The 16,910-nt window shown below is 47.9% G+C and carries 18 protein-coding genes; 14 read left to right on the forward strand and 4 right to left on the reverse strand.

What is annotated here, in order from left to right; translation table 11 throughout:
- The first annotated feature begins 16 nt into the window (after positions 1-16).
- From KNP98_RS07135 to queF, 8 genes are all read left to right on the forward strand, one after another.
- Complete coding sequence (locus KNP98_RS07135) at positions 17-1,021, forward strand: inorganic phosphate transporter (RefSeq protein WP_088838176.1); 1,005 nt, start codon at positions 17-19, stop codon at positions 1,019-1,021.
- 132 nt (positions 1,022-1,153) lie between these two features.
- Entirely contained in the window at positions 1,154-1,969 is an 816-nt protein-coding gene (locus KNP98_RS07140; protein WP_214810998.1) for a bifunctional hydroxymethylpyrimidine kinase/phosphomethylpyrimidine kinase, read from the forward strand.
- A 64-nt stretch (positions 1,970-2,033) separates the two neighbouring features.
- A complete protein-coding gene (locus KNP98_RS07145) occupies positions 2,034-2,399 on the forward strand; it encodes a YojF family protein (RefSeq protein ID WP_088838178.1) in 366 nt (121 codons plus the stop codon).
- A complete protein-coding gene (bshB2, locus tag KNP98_RS07150; RefSeq protein ID WP_353048339.1) occupies positions 2,399-3,055 on the forward strand; it encodes a bacillithiol biosynthesis deacetylase BshB2 in 657 nt (218 codons plus the stop codon). Before KNP98_RS07145 ends, bshB2 begins: the two co-directional genes overlap by 1 nt.
- A 256-nt stretch (positions 3,056-3,311) precedes the next feature.
- The gene (gene queC / locus KNP98_RS07155; RefSeq protein WP_088838180.1) at positions 3,312-3,980 is read left to right on the forward strand and encodes a 7-cyano-7-deazaguanine synthase QueC; all 669 of its coding nucleotides are present in this window, start codon (positions 3,312-3,314) and stop codon (positions 3,978-3,980) included.
- On the forward strand, positions 3,964-4,419 hold the full coding sequence (gene queD / locus KNP98_RS07160) for a 6-carboxytetrahydropterin synthase QueD (protein ID WP_029332031.1): 456 nt from the start codon (positions 3,964-3,966) through the stop codon (positions 4,417-4,419). Before queC ends, queD begins: the two co-directional genes overlap by 17 nt.
- Positions 4,416-5,132: a 7-carboxy-7-deazaguanine synthase QueE gene (gene queE / locus KNP98_RS07165; RefSeq protein WP_088838181.1), complete on the forward strand. Its 717-nt coding sequence runs from the start codon at positions 4,416-4,418 to the stop codon at positions 5,130-5,132. The genes queD and queE overlap by 4 nt, the downstream gene beginning before the upstream one ends.
- Before the next feature lie 15 nt (positions 5,133-5,147).
- A complete protein-coding gene (queF, locus tag KNP98_RS07170; RefSeq protein ID WP_029332033.1) occupies positions 5,148-5,636 on the forward strand; it encodes a preQ(1) synthase in 489 nt (162 codons plus the stop codon).
- Positions 5,637-5,726: 90 nt separating this feature from the next.
- Here the strand turns inward: queF and KNP98_RS07175 are convergent, their stop codons facing one another.
- Positions 5,727-6,011: a helix-turn-helix domain-containing protein gene (locus KNP98_RS07175; RefSeq protein ID WP_088838182.1), complete on the reverse strand. Its 285-nt coding sequence runs from the start codon at positions 6,009-6,011 to the stop codon at positions 5,727-5,729.
- Between the two features lie 255 nt (positions 6,012-6,266).
- Between KNP98_RS07175 and KNP98_RS07180 the strand changes: the two genes are divergently transcribed.
- The 5 genes from KNP98_RS07180 to KNP98_RS07200 all read left to right on the forward strand — a co-directional run bounded on the left by KNP98_RS07180 (position 6,267) and on the right by KNP98_RS07200 (position 12,293).
- The gene (locus KNP98_RS07180; protein WP_214811001.1) at positions 6,267-7,922 is read left to right on the forward strand and encodes a PTS transporter subunit IIBC; all 1,656 of its coding nucleotides are present in this window, start codon (positions 6,267-6,269) and stop codon (positions 7,920-7,922) included.
- Between the two features lie 92 nt (positions 7,923-8,014).
- Positions 8,015-8,818 (forward strand): endonuclease/exonuclease/phosphatase family protein, encoded by an 804-nt coding sequence (locus KNP98_RS07185; protein ID WP_214802262.1) that lies wholly within the window; start codon positions 8,015-8,017, stop codon positions 8,816-8,818.
- Positions 8,819-8,993: 175 nt separating this feature from the next.
- Positions 8,994-10,406: a sucrose-specific PTS transporter subunit IIBC gene (locus KNP98_RS07190; RefSeq protein ID WP_214811003.1), complete on the forward strand. Its 1,413-nt coding sequence runs from the start codon at positions 8,994-8,996 to the stop codon at positions 10,404-10,406.
- Positions 10,407-10,518: 112 nt separating this feature from the next.
- Positions 10,519-11,358, forward strand: a complete 840-nt coding sequence (locus KNP98_RS07195) for a PRD domain-containing protein (RefSeq protein WP_353048586.1) — start codon at positions 10,519-10,521, stop codon at positions 11,356-11,358.
- Positions 11,358-12,293: a carbohydrate kinase family protein gene (locus KNP98_RS07200; protein ID WP_214811005.1), complete on the forward strand. Its 936-nt coding sequence runs from the start codon at positions 11,358-11,360 to the stop codon at positions 12,291-12,293. Before KNP98_RS07195 ends, KNP98_RS07200 begins: the two co-directional genes overlap by 1 nt.
- Positions 12,294-12,348: 55 nt before the next feature.
- Here KNP98_RS07200 and KNP98_RS07205 read toward each other — a convergent pair whose 3' ends face one another.
- Entirely contained in the window at positions 12,349-13,044 is a 696-nt protein-coding gene (locus tag KNP98_RS07205; RefSeq protein WP_088838188.1) for an alpha/beta hydrolase, read from the reverse strand.
- 161 nt (positions 13,045-13,205) lie between these two features.
- Here KNP98_RS07205 and KNP98_RS07210 point away from each other — a divergent pair, with 161 nt between their 5' ends.
- Complete coding sequence (locus KNP98_RS07210; protein ID WP_029332042.1) at positions 13,206-14,477, forward strand: purine/pyrimidine permease; 1,272 nt, start codon at positions 13,206-13,208, stop codon at positions 14,475-14,477.
- A 61-nt stretch (positions 14,478-14,538) separates the two neighbouring features.
- Here the strand turns inward: KNP98_RS07210 and KNP98_RS07215 are convergent, their stop codons facing one another.
- Both KNP98_RS07215 and KNP98_RS07220 read right to left on the reverse strand, forming a co-directional pair.
- Positions 14,539-16,032, reverse strand: a complete 1,494-nt coding sequence (locus tag KNP98_RS07215) for a peptide MFS transporter (RefSeq protein WP_088838189.1) — start codon at positions 16,030-16,032, stop codon at positions 14,539-14,541.
- 233 nt (positions 16,033-16,265) lie between these two features.
- Positions 16,266-16,901 (reverse strand): NAD-dependent epimerase/dehydratase family protein, encoded by a 636-nt coding sequence (locus tag KNP98_RS07220; RefSeq protein WP_214805295.1) that lies wholly within the window; start codon positions 16,899-16,901, stop codon positions 16,266-16,268.
- Positions 16,902-16,910 lie beyond the last annotated feature (9 nt).

Genomic DNA, 16,910 nt, shown 5'->3' on the forward strand with positions numbered 1-16,910 from the left:
GTGAGGAGCTAACGAGATGGATAGTCTGTTTATCATCACCGCTATAATCGTGATTCTCGCACTTGGCTTCGATTTCATTAATGGTTTCCACGATACGGCGAACTCGATCGCGACTTCAGTGTCGACTCGTGCATTGAAACCACGTCACGCCATTATCCTTGCTGCGACGATGAACTTTTTAGGGGCAATCACATTTACTGGAGTCGCTAAGACGATTTCCGGGGACATTGTTGACCCGTCAACACTAGAACACGGAAGTTATGTCGTCATCGCTGCTCTCCTCTCTGCGATTGCTTGGAATCTATTGACGTGGTACTTCGGTATTCCGTCCAGTTCTTCGCATACGTTGATTGGTTCGATTGCCGGTGCTGCGGTTGCTTCAGTCGGATTCGGCGGTATTGAAACAAAAGGCTTCTTAAAAATCGTCCAAGCCTTATTGATTTCGCCAATCCTTGCTTTTACACTCGGTTTTCTCGTCTACGGCATTTTTAAAGTAGTTTTCAAAAAAGGGAACTTGGCGAAGACGAATCGTCGCTTCCGTCATATGCAGATTGCGACTGCAGCCCTTCAATCATATACACACGGAACGAATGATGCGCAAAAAGCGATGGGGATCATCACCCTCGCCCTGATTTCTTCTGGTTTTCAGACCGATCATGATGTGGCCCTTTGGGTAAAACTCTCTTGTGCCATCGCGATGGGACTCGGGACGTCTGTCGGTGGATGGCGGATCATCAAAACAGTTGGTGGTCAAATCATGAAAATTCGTCCTGTCAACGGCGTAGCGGCTGACTTGACGTCTGCTGCCATCATCTTTGGTGCGACGGCGATTCACCTTCCTGTATCAACAACGCATGTGATTTCCTCTGCCATCATGGGTGTCGGAACATCGCATCGTAAAAAAGGCGTTAAATGGGGTACGGCTAAACGAATGCTGATCACATGGGTCATCACATTACCGATTTCGATGGCATTCGCCGCTCTGATTTATACGATTCTTGATTTTCTTTTCATTAAATAGTCTCGTCCCCCACTCGTTCATTTGAGGTGGGGGTTTTACTTACACTTCATAAGTTGCCGCAGTTGTCGCTCTGGTCATAATTCGCTATGATGAGAAAAAGAAGTAGCGCTATTTTATTAGGAGGAATTCCAAATGACAAAACGTAAAGCATTAACGATTGCTGGTTCTGACACGAGTGGCGGAGCCGGTATCCAAGCAGACTTAAAAACGTTTCAAGAACTTGAAGTCTACGGCATGAACGCGCTGACAGTCATCGTCGCGCAAGATCCTGATCAAGCTTGGCACCATGCGGTTTATCCAATCGATGCAGAACTCGTCCGGACACAAATCCATACGGTCTTCGGAGGAATCGGTGTCGATGCAATGAAAACGGGGATGCTTCCGACTGTCGAAATCATCGAAGTCATTGCTGAAAAAATTAAAGCATCAGGCGTTAACAACGTCGTCATCGATCCGGTCATGGTCTGTAAGGGTGAAGATGAAGTACTCAACCCGGATACAGCGAATGCCTTACGTGACATTTTGACACCGCTCGCGACAGTCGTCACACCGAACGTTTTCGAAGCGGGACAATTGTCTGGTCTTGGAAAAACACCTTCGACGATTGACGAGATGAAACTTGCAGCAGCACGGATTCATGAAAAAGGTGCACAATATGTCCTCGTTAAAGGTGGCAGCAAGATTGATCACCCTCGAGCAGTTGACGTGCTTTATGATGGGAAAGAGTTTATCCTAATTGAGGATGAACGCATTGAGACACCATATACGCACGGGGCAGGATGTACGTATTCTGCAGCGATTACAGCAGAACTCGCTAAAGGCGCTTCGGTCGAAGAAGCTGTCCGAACTGCCAAATCGTTTATCACAGCAGCGATTCGTAACTCATTCCGTTTGAATGAATATGTCGGTCCGACTGATCATGCTGCACATCGTACAGTTAAGTCTTAACACGTTCAGGAAGTCCGCGCAGTGATTCGCGGGCTTCTTTCTGTATTCGAAGGGAGAGATACTATTGCAAACACTTGATTTAAAGGTCGTTCAACAGTACATTGACGATCATGCGAACACACCACTTTACGTCCATGTCGAAACAACGAACGGTGCGTATGCGACGCACCAAGACCCGACGTTCCACAGTGCGGGGATGTTTTTCCGCAATGCGGAAATCACATACGAACGCGGCTTGATCACAGGAAACGGTCCATACCGGATTGGTCTTAAACTTGCCCACGGATGGCTATACGGTGAAGGATTAACCGATTATGAATTCGCGGGAGAGCAACTCTTGATCGCAGGACATGATGTCGAAGGCCGCCTCGCGATTGCTTTTGAGCTCAGTCCGACACCATTCGCTCAAGGCGCAGAGGAGGTAGAATGATGGCTTACAATGAACACGATCACCTGCTCGTCATCTTCCCTCACCCGGACGATGAAGCATTCAGCTCGGCCGGGACAATCATCGAGCATGCAACGAACCGCGGACCTGTTACGTACGCCTGTTTGACGCTCGGTGAAATGGGACGCAACATGGGACGTCCCGTCTTTACGAACCGGGAACAACTCGCGACGATCCGCAAACGTGAATTAATCGCAGCAGCTGAAAAAATGCAGATTACCGATCTTCAAATGTGGGGATTACGGGATAAGACGGTCGAATTCGAAGATGAAGCAGCACTCGCTGAACGGATTGGACAGTTGATTCAAAAAACACGTCCGACTCGCGTGATTTCATTTTATCCGGGCTATGCCGTCCATCCGGACCACGAAGCAACAGCACGTGCTGTCGTTCGTGCCCTTCGCGCAATCGACGAAGCCGATCGTCCTGAATTTCTTGCCGTCGCTTTTGCGAACAACACAAAAGACGAACTTGGCGAAGGTACGTTCATTCATGATGTCAGTGCATATACGGATCAAAAAGTTGCTGCACTTGAAGCCCACGCTTCTCAAACAGGTGGACTGATGAAGGTCATTTCGGAAGACTCGAACATCCGGGACCTCCTTGTCAAAGAACGCTATTACCACTATCCATTATAATGAAGAACCTCGAAACGACTCCGACGTCGTTCGAGGTTTTTTTCGTAGAACAAAAGATTCACACGACTCAAGACGCTGACTCTGCGCGCTTTTCCCTGCAGGCGTCACAGGAGGCTGAATCTTTTGAAACCCGCAACGATTGACGCGAGAAAGAGTCGACTTTTTTTCTCCCGTCTGCTAGTGTGAATAGTTGAGACTGTGTCTCCGGAGTTCGTAACCTCCTCCGTCACAAAAACTAGGAATGGAAGTGTAAACTATGAAAAATGAACGTGCTCTTGTCGTCTTCAGCGGCGGCCAAGACTCGACGACTTGTCTGTTTCAGGCACTCGCGAACTATTCCGAAGTCGAAGTCGTTACCTTCAACTACGGACAGCGTCATGCCGAGGAACTCGAAGTCGCGCGAACGATTGCAGCAGAACTTGGTGTCAAACACCATGAGCTCGATCTCTCACTCCTCAGTCAACTCACAAGCAATTCATTGACCGATCACACTCAAACAATCACGACGAACGAAGATGGACTTCCTTCTACATTCGTAGATGGCCGAAACCATCTGTTCTTATCTTTCGCAGCCGTCCTTGCTAAGGGACGTGGCATCCGCCATATCATCACGGGTGTATGCGAAACTGATTTCTCCGGATACCCGGATTGTCGTGACTCCTTCATCAAGTCACTTAACGTGACACTCAACCTCGCGATGGATTATCCATTCGTCATTCACACGCCACTGATGTGGCTCGATAAAAAAGAAACATGGGCGCTAGCCGATTCGCTAGATGCTTTTGATTTCGTCCGTGAACGGACACTGACGTGTTATAACGGCATTATCGGAGATGGTTGCGGCGACTGCCCAGCTTGTGAATTACGGAAAAAAGGCTTAGACGCCTACATCGAGGAGGGAACTACCCATGAAATTCAACTATGAAGCACCTGAAACTGTCGAGCGCCCGACCGGCGACTCGCTCATCTATACAAAATCACGCGTCATGATCGTCAAAAAATTGACGTTTGATGCTGCCCATCACCTGTATGACTACGATGGAAAATGCCGTGCTTTGCATGGGCATACGTATCACGTCGATCTCGGAATCAGTGGATTCCTGGACCACCGCGGGATGACACTTGACTTTGGTGACCTGAAAAAAATCTTCAAAGAACATCTCGAACCGTTGCTCGACCACCGTTATTTAAACGAATCGCTTCCCTATATGAATACGACGGCTGAAAACATGTCGGCCTGGATTTTTGAAACGCTCGGACAGCATTTACCGGACGAACGCGGTCTTCGTGTCGAATTCGTCAAGTTATATGAGACACCGACTGCATTCGCTGAAGTCCGTCGCGAATGGATGAATGAAGCATGAGTCAACTGAAAAAAATACCAAAGATTCCTGTGCTTGAAATTTTTGGTCCAACGTTTCAAGGAGAAGGTCGTTCGATCGGACAAAAAACAATGTTCGTCCGGACAGGCGGATGCGACTATTCATGTGCCTGGTGTGATTCTGCCTTTACCTGGGACGGATCAGAAAAACCGGACCTTCTGACGGCAGAAGATATCCTGACGCGTCTCGATGCGCTCGGCTCGTATGGGCACGTGACGATTTCCGGGGGGAATCCATTGCTCCACGCATCGATCGGTACGCTCGTCGACGCCTTGAAGGTACGTGGCATCACGATGTCCGTCGAAACACAAGGTTCGTATTGGCAAAACTGGTTACTCGATATCGAAGACGTCACCATCAGTCCGAAGCCGCCATCAAGCGGCATGACGGTCGATTACGATCGGCTCGACGTCTTCTTCAAACGTCTCCCTGAACTGCAACGTGCTGTCAAAATCGTCATCTTCGACGAAGCGGACCTCGACTTCGCAGCAGCGATTTCTGAACGATATGCGTTAAAAACACTGTATCTATCACTCGGTAATCCGGATCCGGCGGAAGAAGGTACGATTGCTCCGCGGATGTTGTCCGACTTAAAAACTTTATGGGAACGCGTCGCACAAGATGAACGATTTAATCATGCCCGTGTTCTACCACAACTGCACGCCCTCGTTTTCGCGAACGATCGTGGCGTTTAAAAAGGAGTTCTATTCATGCGCCCAGAAGATTTAAACGACTTATCTCTACTCGGTCAAAAGGCCGTCCCTTATATTTTTGAATATCAACCGGAAGTGCTTGAGGCGTTCCCGAACCGTCACCCGGAGAACGACTACTTCGTTAAGTTCAATGCGCCGGAATTCACGAGCCTTTGCCCGATCACGAATCAACCGGACTTTGCGACCATCTATATTTCGTACATTCCTGACGAAAAACTCGTCGAGTCGAAATCATTGAAGCTTTATCTCTTCAGCTATCGTAATCACGGGGATTTCCATGAGAACTGCATCAATGTCATCGGAAAAGACCTCGTCAAATTGATGGAGCCGCGCTACCTTGAAGTCTGGGGGAAATTTACACCACGCGGTGGCATCTCGATTGATCCGTATTATAACTACGGAAAACCCGGTACAAAATACGAAAGAATGGCAGAACACCGTTTGTTCAACCATGATCTTTATCCAGAAACGGTCGATAACCGTTAATCCGAAAACCATCAAAAAAAGCCAAATTCCTGACGTGATCATTTCACGAGAATTTGGCTTTTCTTCTATCTAATCGACTGTGTATGAACGTCAGCTCGATGGTAAATCCACGATTTTTTCTCGTTCTGCCTGAGCATGAATCGCTTCTGCTGACCAAATATGTCGTAAGAGGTGCTCATAAGGAACGCCCAGCGCCTTCGCTAAGCGATCAATCATCGAAACGGACGGATGCGCGATACTTGACTCAATCCGTTGAATCATCTCAAACGTTGTTTCCGTCATAAGCGCAAGCTTTTCTTGGTCGATGTTCTGTCGCTCACGTAATGTTTGGATACGCTCTCCATAATTCGCAAGTGGATTCATCGCTTGATTCATGAGTTTTCAGTCTCCTTTATCGTCTCCCAGCTACTCCTACCCGATGCTACTTTTAGTTTATTCCCGCTTTTCATTTTCAAAACACATTTTAGTTTAATGTTTTTCACTATATGAAATATAATTTCAAATTATTCATTAAAAAAGACTAGCTTTTTAAAAGGTTATCGCTTACAATTTTAAATGCAAACGGTTGCATTAATCGCTTACATATTTGCACAATAAAGAGAAAATAGTCTGTCTGAGGAGTGAGAAAACATGCGTAAAACAATTTCATTCGACTTTTGGCAAAAGCTCGGAAAAGCTTTAATGGTTGTCATTGCAGTTATGCCAGCTGCCGGAATCATGATTTCAATCGGAAAATTAATCGGGATGTACGGTGGCGATATCACCATTGTGCAAACGATTGCAAGAATTGTTGAAGATCTCGGTTGGGCCATCATTACGAATCTCCACGTCCTCTTCGCCGTCGCGATCGGTGGTTCATGGGCTAAAGAACGTGCCGGTGGTGCCTTTGCCGCATTACTCGCGTTCATTTTAGTCAACCGCGTAACGGGTGCAATCTTCGGTGTCAATTCAACGATGCTCGCTGATCCGAAAGCAACGGTTAGTTCGTTACTCGGATCTGACTTGATCGTAAAAGATTATTTCACTTCTGTACTCGGTGCACCCGCTCTTAATATGGGCGTTTTCGTCGGAATCATTTCTGGTTTCCTCGGTGCCGTTCTCTTTAATAAATTCTATAACTTCAGCAAATTACCAGATGCACTGGCCTTTTTCAACGGCAAACGGTTCGTCCCATTCGTCGTCATCGGTGGTTCCGTCGTCGCAGCATTTGTTTTATCGCTCGTCTGGCCGTTCGTCCAAGGCCTCCTAAACGATTTCGGTCGTTGGATTGCGACGTCACGTGATACAGCCCCAATCATCGCCCCATTCGTTTACGGAACGCTCGAACGTCTCCTACTGCCATTCGGTCTTCACCATATGTTGACTGTGCCGATGAACTATACGGAACTCGGCGGAACGTATAAAATTCTGACGGGTGCTGCACAAGGCTCGACAGTAGCCGGGCAAGATCCACTTTGGCTCGCCTGGGTGACCGATCTCGTCAACTTAAAGCAAGTCGGTAACACACAAGGCTATAACGACTTACTCAACAGCGTCGTTCCTGCCCGCTTCAAAGAAGGACAGGTCGTCACGTCACTTGCTTCTTTGATTGGTGTCGCAGTCGCGATGTATATGTCGGTCGACGAAGATAAAAAGAAAGCATACAAACCCGTCTTCCTGTCTGCCGGTCTCGCTGTGTTCTTGACAGGTGTCACGGAGCCAATCGAATTCATGTTCATGTTCATCGCACCTGTCCTGTACGTCGTCTACGCTGTCTTGACGGGTGTCGCGTTCGCACTTGCTGACGTCATGCACCTTCGGATCCATGCATTCGGGGCAATTGAACTCTTGACTCGGATTCCATTGATCGCGAAAGCTGGTCTGATCGGTGATTTGTTACGTTTCATCGGAGTCTGCGTGTTCTTCTTCTTCCTCAACTTCTTTACGTTCCGCTTTGTCATCAAGAAGTTTAACTACGCGACACCAGGTCGTAACGGAAACTACCTCGATGACATCGTCGTCAAAGAGGACGGGACAAGTGAAGTCGCTGCAACTGTCGTCGCTGACGGTTCGCAAGCAGCACGCATCATCGAACTGCTCGGTGGTCAACAAAACATCGAAGACGTCGATGCCTGCATGACACGTTTACGCGTCACGGTCAAAGATCCAAGCCTCGTCGCAAAAGAACAAGACTGGAAAGCGAATGGCGCACTTGGTCTTATCCTAAAAAATAACGGCGTGCAAGCCATCTATGGTCCGAAAGCGGATGTCTTGAAGTCTGATATCCAAGACCGGATTGGCGCATAAACCAGACGAATTAGGGTAAATAAAAAAAGGTGGAGCTCATCCGTGAGTTTCACCTTTCTTTATTCAGAATCAACACTCAGGAGGAACGACAGATGCGCCTACTCACACTCAATTGCCATTCCTGGCAAGAAGAACACCAGCTTGAAAAAATCAATCAAATCGTCGCTCAAATCATCCAACAGGATTATGATGTCGTCGCCTTACAAGAAGTAAGCCAATTAATGGATACACCAATCGTTTATGGTGCAATCCGTGAAGATAATTTCGTCTACATGATTCAACAAGCACTTAAAGAACGTGGGCATGACTATGAATTCGTTTGGGACTTCTCGCACATCGGATACGATGCGTACGAAGAGGGACTCGCCCTCTTGACGAAACATCCGATTTTGAAATCCGATTCGTACTATGTCAGCCGAAGCCAAGATACGATGGACTGGAAGTCACGCAAAATCGTCCGCGCGACGATTGATGTCGATGGAACACAAATTACGTTCAACTCTTGTCATCTCGGTTGGTGGGAAGATGCCGACGAACCGTTCAGCGAGCAGTTCAATCATTTGATTGCTCGGATGGATCCACTCGAATGGACCCTCTTCTTAGGTGACTTCAACAATGATGCCTTTGAACGGGAGACCGGTTACGATTATATGGTTGAACGGGGTCTCCATGATCTGTTCCTTCTAGCGGAAGAGACGGTTGGTGTCGAAACCGTCGAAGGTAAGATTGACGGTTGGGAAGAGAACCAGCATGGCTTACGGATTGATTTAGTGCTCTCGAATCGCAAAATTGATGTCGCGCGTGTCGGTGTGACGTTTGACGGAGTACTGGCGCCAATCGTTTCCGATCACTTTGGTGTCGAAGTCGATATCGCGATTCAAAAAGATCCAATTTGACTGTTGACAACGCTTTCTTTTTTGCTTTATGATAAAGCCAACAAGCAAATAGTGCGGATTGTGACAGTACGGCTGGCAAGACCGATGCAACACCTAGAACGTTTAGGTGTTGTTCGGTCTTGCCTTTTTTTGTGGGCTGACCAGTCGCACACCTTTCCTAAAAGGAGGAATTCAAATGGATTACAAAAAAACAGCTGCGCAGGTCCTTACCCTTGTCGGTGGTCGTGAAAATATCATCACAGCAGCGCATTGTGCGACACGTCTCCGTCTCGTCCTTCATGACGAATCGAAGGTCGATCAAGCGGCACTCGAAGATCTTGACGGCGTCAGTGGTGCTTTCTCGAGTTCAGGTCAATATCAAATCATTTTTGGGACCGGGACCGTCAACAAAGTATTCGCGGAGTTCGCTCCCCTCGCTGGTGTCAACGTCAATGGTGAAGAATCAGTCGACGTGAAGAAAGCAGCTTCCCAAAAATTAAATCCGTTCGCGCGCCTTGCCCGGTCGCTTTCAAATGTCTTCGTACCATTGATTCCGGCAATCGTCGCCGCCGGTCTTTTGATGGGCTTACTCGGAATGATTAAAGCCTTCGGTTGGGTCGACGGGGCTTCACCGATCGTCCAACTGCTTGACATGTTCTCGTCTTCCGCTTTCATCATCTTACCGATTTTGATCGGTTTCTCTGCCGCGCGTGAGTTCGGTGCCAATCCATATCTCGGTGCGGTCATCGGTGGAATCATGACGCACCCTTCTCTGCTCAACCCTTGGACACTCGGAAACAGTGAACCGGAAGTGATGCGCTTCCTTGGGATGAACATCGAACTGATTGGTTATCAGGGGACGGTCTTCCCTGTCCTCTTAACGGTTTGGGTCATGGCGAAAATTGAGCAGCAAGTCCGTAAACGGACACCGGAAACACTTGATTTGTTAGTCACACCGTTCGTGACGATTCTCGTCACAGGATTCCTTGCCCTCATCGTCATCGGACCACTTGGTACATTGCTCGGTAAAGGAATTTCATTCGTACTCGTCTTCTTCTATGAACAATTTTCGGTCGTCGCCGGTCTTTTGTTCGGTGGTCTCTACTCAACGATTGTCATCACAGGAATGCACCATAGTTTCCATGCGATTGAAGCGGGACTCATTGCTGATAAGAGCATCGGGAAAAACTTCCTGTTACCCATCTGGTCGATGGCGAACGTCGCGCAAGGCGGAGCCGGTCTTGCTGTCTACTTCATGACGAAAAACGTTAAATTAAAAACGCTCGCTTTACCCTCTGCCTTCTCGGCATTTCTCGGTATTACGGAACCGATTATCTACGGGGTGAATCTCCGACTCGGTAAACCGTTCATCGGTGGTGCGATCGGTGGCGCAATCGGCGGTGGCTACGTCGTCTTGACGCAAGTCGCTGCAAACGCTTATGGTTTGACAGGCATACCGATGATTGCAATCGTCGCTCCACTTGGTGCTTCGAACTTAATCAACTACCTTGTCGGTTTTGCGATTGCTGTCGCGACAGCGTTCATCGCGACTGTCATCCTCATGCGTCTTGATGCACGAAAACAAAAACAAACCGATTTAGCCGCTTAAGTAAAAAAGACATGCGACCCTCTCGAGTATACTCGTCGGGTCGCATTTGTCGGTTTTGTTCTGAGCACTGTTACCCGTATAATAAAGGGAGAAGGGAGGAGTCAGACTGATTATTCATAAAGTACTCAACAACAATGCCATCGTCACAAAAGAACAAGGACAAGAACGCATCATCATGGGACCGGGGATCGCTTTCGGTAAAAAGAAAAAAGATCCCGTCGATCCCTCGAAAATCGAAAAGATGTTCATTCCCTCGTTCGAAAATGCTGAACTGTTTAAAGAAATCTTAACGACGACCCCATTAGAAATCATTGATTTGTCCGAACAAATCATTTCTTATGCGGAAGGCGAACTTCAGACACCTTTTCATGATTATATCCATGTCAGTCTGACGGATCACCTCGCCCATGCCGTTCGCTTAGCACGTGAAAATCTTGTCGTCCACAATCGGCTCGCGGAAGAAATTCGCTTGTTATATACAGCCGAGTACAAAATCGGTGCATGGGCGGTTGCGCAAATCGAACAGACACTTGCTGTTGTATTACCAAAGGAGGAAGCCGCGAACATCGCACTTCACCTCTTTAACGCCCGCCAACAGCATCCGAATATGGCGACGGCACTACAAACTGCTACTCTGTTGAACGAATTACGTGAACAAATCGAGAGTTTCTTTGGTCAAACGATCGAAACGACTTCCATGACGTATTACCGATTCTTCACACATATGAAACTTGTCCTCGCCCGGATTGAGCAGGGACAGACACTCCACGATATGGATGATGTCATTTTATCTGCTGTCAAAACACGTTACACGGATGCGTTTCGTTGTGCAGAAAGTATGGCCGCTTGGCTCGAACAGGAATTAAAAACGACCGTCCCCGACTCTGAAGTTGGCTATATGGCACTTCATGTCGAACGGATTCGACCGGATTCAGAAAGGAGCGAACTATGATGAAAATTTTTAGTCTTGGAGAAGCATTAATCGATTTGATTCCACTCGATGACAGCAATACGACGTTCCAAAAAAATCCCGGCGGTGCTCCCGCCAATGTCGCCGTCGGACTTGCCCGCCTTGGCGCCGACAGTTATTTTCTCGGTGCTGTCGGGGATGACTCGATGGGGCATTTCTTGAAAGATACACTCCACCACTATGGGGTCAAGACGGATCACATCGTTCTTGACGCAACGAATAAAACGGGGCTTGTCCTCGTCACAAATGCTAAAAACGGCGAACGGTCCTTTGAATTCATCAACACGTATCGTGCCGATATGAGCTTTCATGAACAAGATGTTCCGGACGCACTGGCGGAAGCCGATTTACTTCACATCGGTTCGATTTCCTTAATCTCCGGTGATGCCGTCGCAGCAACACGTCGTGCCATCGCGCTCGCAAAAGAGCATCAGGTCCCGATTTCTTACGACCCGAACCTCCGCGAATCGTTATGGTCGAATCTCGATGTCGCCCGGATGACGATTCAGTCCGTCCTGCCTGACGCGCAAATCGTTAAGTTAGCAGAAGAGGAATTGACCTTCTTGACCGGCCAAACGAACCTGGACGAAGGGGCAGCCGAACTGCTCGCTGAATACCCGATCCAGTTGCTCGCCGTCACACGGGGCAGCAAGGGATCCTTACTCTATACGAATCGTGCGATGGCAGAGATCAACGCGATTTCGGTGGATGCCGTCGATACGACCGGAGCAGGTGACGCTTTTATGTCTGGTTTGCTACACCAGTGTGCGACGCGGTCCTTTGCATTCGATTGGGATGAAGATGAACTGCAGGACATCGGGCGGTTTGCCGCGATTTCCGGCGGGCTTGCCGCGTCCGTCAAAGGGGCGATGGCTGCTTTACCGACACTCGACGAGGTATCACGTCGTCTCGACTAAAACGTAAAAAACCTTTCCGTCTAGCTTCGTAAAATGGCTAGACGGAAAGGCTTTTTTAATTCGATGAAAGGAATGACTCAATTGCTTCAATCGCCTCATCCTGTTGTACTTTTGGTATTAATGGACTCGTGTTGTCGCCCTTTTGTGCGCCGTACATCCCGAAATTCGCGTGATTGCCCTCTTCGATGAAATGGAATGTCGCGTCCGATCGAAGATTTTTTTTACTTGCTTCGATGTCCGCTACAGGTAAGACGCCATCCCGTCCGCCATAGACCGTCAAGGACGGTGTATCGATGGCATCAATCGGATAGGACGCGAGAAATATGATTCCTTTAATCTTCGAATTATCCTCAAGTACCGTCGAAGCGGCACTTCCACCTAACGAATGTCCCATCACATACCATCGTTTGATTTTCGGATGTGCATCGATAATCGGTAAGGCCGCGTTTGCGTCGAGTAATGCGATATTAAATGGTAATTTCGGGATGACGACGAAATGTCCGTTCTTCGCTAACTGACTCCCGATATAACTGTAGGCACCCGGATCGACCTTCGCCCCTTGATAAAACACAAATCCGACTTCACTCTCCGGATCACCAAACTGATAATCCTGTCCAATCTGTTGTTCAACATATGTGTTTGCTTCTTTTGACGGATCATAATCAAATTGCGCCCAGACCATGAAGGCTCCGATGACAAGCCCGATGAGTATGATGAAACCGATGCTGATTCGCTTGAGCCACTTTTTCATATTCATTCCTCCCTCTTAACTCCTACCCCATCTCATGTGAAAAATCACATATGAAAATTATTTTCTAAATTTTCAGTCAATGTAAGCGTATCTATCGCTTTTTCAATAATTGGTTTAAGATGAAAAAAGTATCGTTTCTTTTGAAAGGGGAATCATTTGTTTTGCCACGTACCGTAGTCTCCACGATTCAGTGGTTTTTGTTTATTATCTGTACTAACATCGCCCCGCCACTCGCCATTGCCGCATCGTTTGAACTATCGAGCGCGGACACATTGGCTTTCCTATCTCGTTGTCTGTTCGTTTTTGCGATTTTAAGCTTATTCCAAGTGTTCCTCGGTCACCGTCTACCGATCATGGAAGGACCGGCCGGGATTTGGTGGGGTGTCTTCGCCCTCTACTCCTCAATCGGCATTACATTGTACGGGAGTTACTCGAACACACTCCAATCACTTGGTTTTCTCCTCATCTTAAGTGGCATCATCTGTATCATTTTGACAGTAACGGGTATTTTACGACGACTCGTTCCCTTGTTCACGCCACAAGTCATCGGCGTTTATATGCTCCTGTTGTCTGCCCAACTGTCGGGCTCCGTCATGAAAGGGCTACTCAACCTGGAAAACGGTAAGATTCAAGTGTTACCTGCCGTCATTTCCGTATTGACCGTCATCATCTCACTTTATCTCGAACGTAGCGATCGTTTGCGTCAGTATGCCTTACTCATCACGCTGCTCGTCGGTTGGAGCATGTTTGCCTTGATCGGACGCGCCGAGATGCCGAGCTTCGATGGTCCATTCTTTACTCTTCCTGATTTATTCCCGTTCGGCGGAATTCATCTGGACTGGACCCTTCTCCCGACAGCCTTAATCATTTCTTTACTGTTGATGACGAACGTGCTCGCGAACATCAAAGTCATCGAGCGCATCATCAGTGCGAAACGTGGCGAACACGTCAAAGGACAAGTCGGAACAGCCGGTGTCACGGCCGGTGTCGGACAGATTTTTGCCGGGATGTTCGGTACGGTCGGTCCCGTCGCGATTTCCGGAACAGCCGGATTCATCGCTTCGACGGATAACACGGATCGTAAATCGTTTGCGATTGCGAACGTCATTTGCTTATTTTTAAGTATCGTCACGCCATTCGTCGGTTTGATTGCAAAAATTCCTGTTGCCGTCGGTTATGCGATGGTTGCCCCGATTGTTGCCGGGATGGCTATCATCGGCGTCACGGAAGCAGCACGCGACTTAAATCGGCAAACGGCAATGATTACGGTCGGGTTACCGGTCCTCGTCGGAATCGGTGCCTTGCTCTTACCAAAAGGTGCGACAGCCGATCTCCCTCCACTCGTCACGACACTGATGTCGAACGGACTGGTGCTCGGGACGCTTGTTGCCCTGTTCGCAGAATCATTACGCCATATTCGGACAAATGACTAACAAAAAGACAGGTAACTCGGAAAAAGAATCCGAGTTCCTGCCTTTTTTTGTGGATTCGAGCTTAGCGAATACCACGCATATATTTTTGGAGCCTTGGTGCAAAAGCAAACAAGAGAAGTCCGAGTGCAATCGCGACGACACCTGTAATTCCGAAGTACGCGACTTCTGTTTCTTTCCCGTAATATTTAACGATCTGTGCATTGACGGCTTGTCCCGTTGCATTCGTTAAGAACCAAAGACTCATTGTCTGTGCCGAGAAAGCCGCTGGTGCCAGTTTCGTCGTTGCCGATAAACCGACTGGTGATAGTAACAACTCACCAATCACGACGAGGAAGAAACTGAGTGCGAGCCAGAGCGGACTAACGATTGTGTCTGTACCAAACAATAGTCCAGGCAACATCATGACGATGAACGAAAGTCCTGCGAAAATCAGACCGAACGAGAATTTTTGCATCGTCGTCGGCTGACGATCACCGAGTCGGACCCAAAAGCTTGCAAAGACTGGTGCAAGCACGATGATGAACAATGGATTCAATGACTGGAAGAACGCAGGCTGAATCTCAAAGCCTAAGAAAGATAAGTCTGTCCGTTCATCTGCAAAGATTGATAAGACATATGACCCTTGCTCTTGAATCGCCCAGAAAACAGCTGCTGCGATAAAGAGTGGGATGTAGGCGAATAAACGCGAACGCTCATCATCTGTAATTTTCGGACTGCGTAACATGAATGTGAAATACGCAATCGGAATCAAGATTCCGAGGAACGTCACCATCAACGTAAAGCGGTCGATCGTTAGTAAACCTGTCAATGCGGCAATCGTTCCGAGAACTGCTAGCGCAATGACGACAACTGTCGCAATTTTAAAGAAACGTTTCCGTTCCTCGCCTTCTAGCGGATTCAAGACGTATGTTCCGGCTTGACCTAAATTCTTTTTCTTCGTCAATATGAACACAACAAGACCGGCGAACATCCCGACCGCAGCGAGTGCGAAACCAGCATGGTATCCTGCCGTATCTGAAACTTTACCGACGACGAGTGGTGCTAAAAATGCACCGGCATTGATTCCCATATAGAAGATACTGAATCCAGCATCACGGCGGTTATCCGTTTTGCTGTACAAATCTCCGACGATGTTCGATACGTTCGGTTTTAAGAATCCCGTCCCGATGACGATTAAGCCCATCGAGATGAATAATGCCGTGATTCCGGCTGGTAGAGCTAACACGATATGTCCAAGCATGATGAGAATACCACCATAAAAGACGGTCCGTGATGTCCCTAACAGACGGTCGGAGACCCATCCTCCGATGATTCCCGACATATAGACAAGTGAACCATATACGGCCATGATGGAAGCGGCAGTCGTTTTATCAATTCCGAGTCCACCGTTCGCAACAGAGTCGTACATGTAGAATATAAGGATGGCGCGCATCCCGTAGTAGGAGAATCGTTCCCAGAACTCTGTGAAGAAGAGTGTGAACAATCCTTTCGGGTTTCCGAAGAACCCTTTTTGCGGAACAGTCTTGTAGACCTGATCGCGATCAAAATCTGCCATAATGAAGGCTCCTTTCGTCTACCATTGTATTCGTGCATAATCTAAAACCTTTTTTCCCGCTTTCCCCAAATGATAAGCGTCTCGTAATCGATTAAAAGATTTACACGTTTTTAACTGAATTGTCTCACTTCTTTTTATATAGGAGACAGCACCTTATCATTCAACCGTAAATCATTTGACTAGTCAAATATTAATTTTAAGCAAAAAAAAAGAGCGTAACGGAATCCGTTCGCTCATTTTTGCATGTCTTTTGATTCAACGATGGTAATACCCGGGGGCGCATGGAGTGTTTGCTCCATCATCGCTTTCGCTACTTTACTCGCTTCGATTGGGGCATAAGGACTCCGTTTTAATAACGGGCGAAGAACCGTTGAGACACGAGCCGCCGCCTGTTCGCCAAACCGGAACTCTTCTCGCTCCCCTAACAAGAGCGATGGACGGAAAATCAATAAAGCTTCGTAGCCAAGAACCCGTAGTCCGTTCTCTGTGTCTCCTTTGACACGATTGTAGAACGTTTTTGCATTCGGATGTGCGCCGAGCGCTGAAATGAGCGCGAAGCGTGTCGCCCCTAAATCGAGCAATTCACGTCCGACTTCAATCGGATACGTGTAGTCGACCTGACGAAATGCTGCTTGTGACCCCGCTTGTTTAATCGTCGTTCCGAGCGCGCAGTAGACGTGATCCACCGTCGGCAATTCGATTTCCGTCACGCGATCAAAGTCAATCACCCATTCTTCCAGCTTTTGATGAAACCGGTTCATGGGTCGACGAACGAGCACATGAACTTCCTCATACGCATCATTCGCTAATAATTGATCGACTAACTCTTGTCCAACTAAACCGCTTGCTCCTAAAATGGCTGCTTTCATCTTGTCTCC

The sequence above is a fragment of the Exiguobacterium sp. s127 genome (assembly GCF_018618695.1).
GTDB classification, from domain to species: Bacteria; Bacillota; Bacilli; order Exiguobacteriales; family Exiguobacteriaceae; genus Exiguobacterium_A; species Exiguobacterium_A oxidotolerans.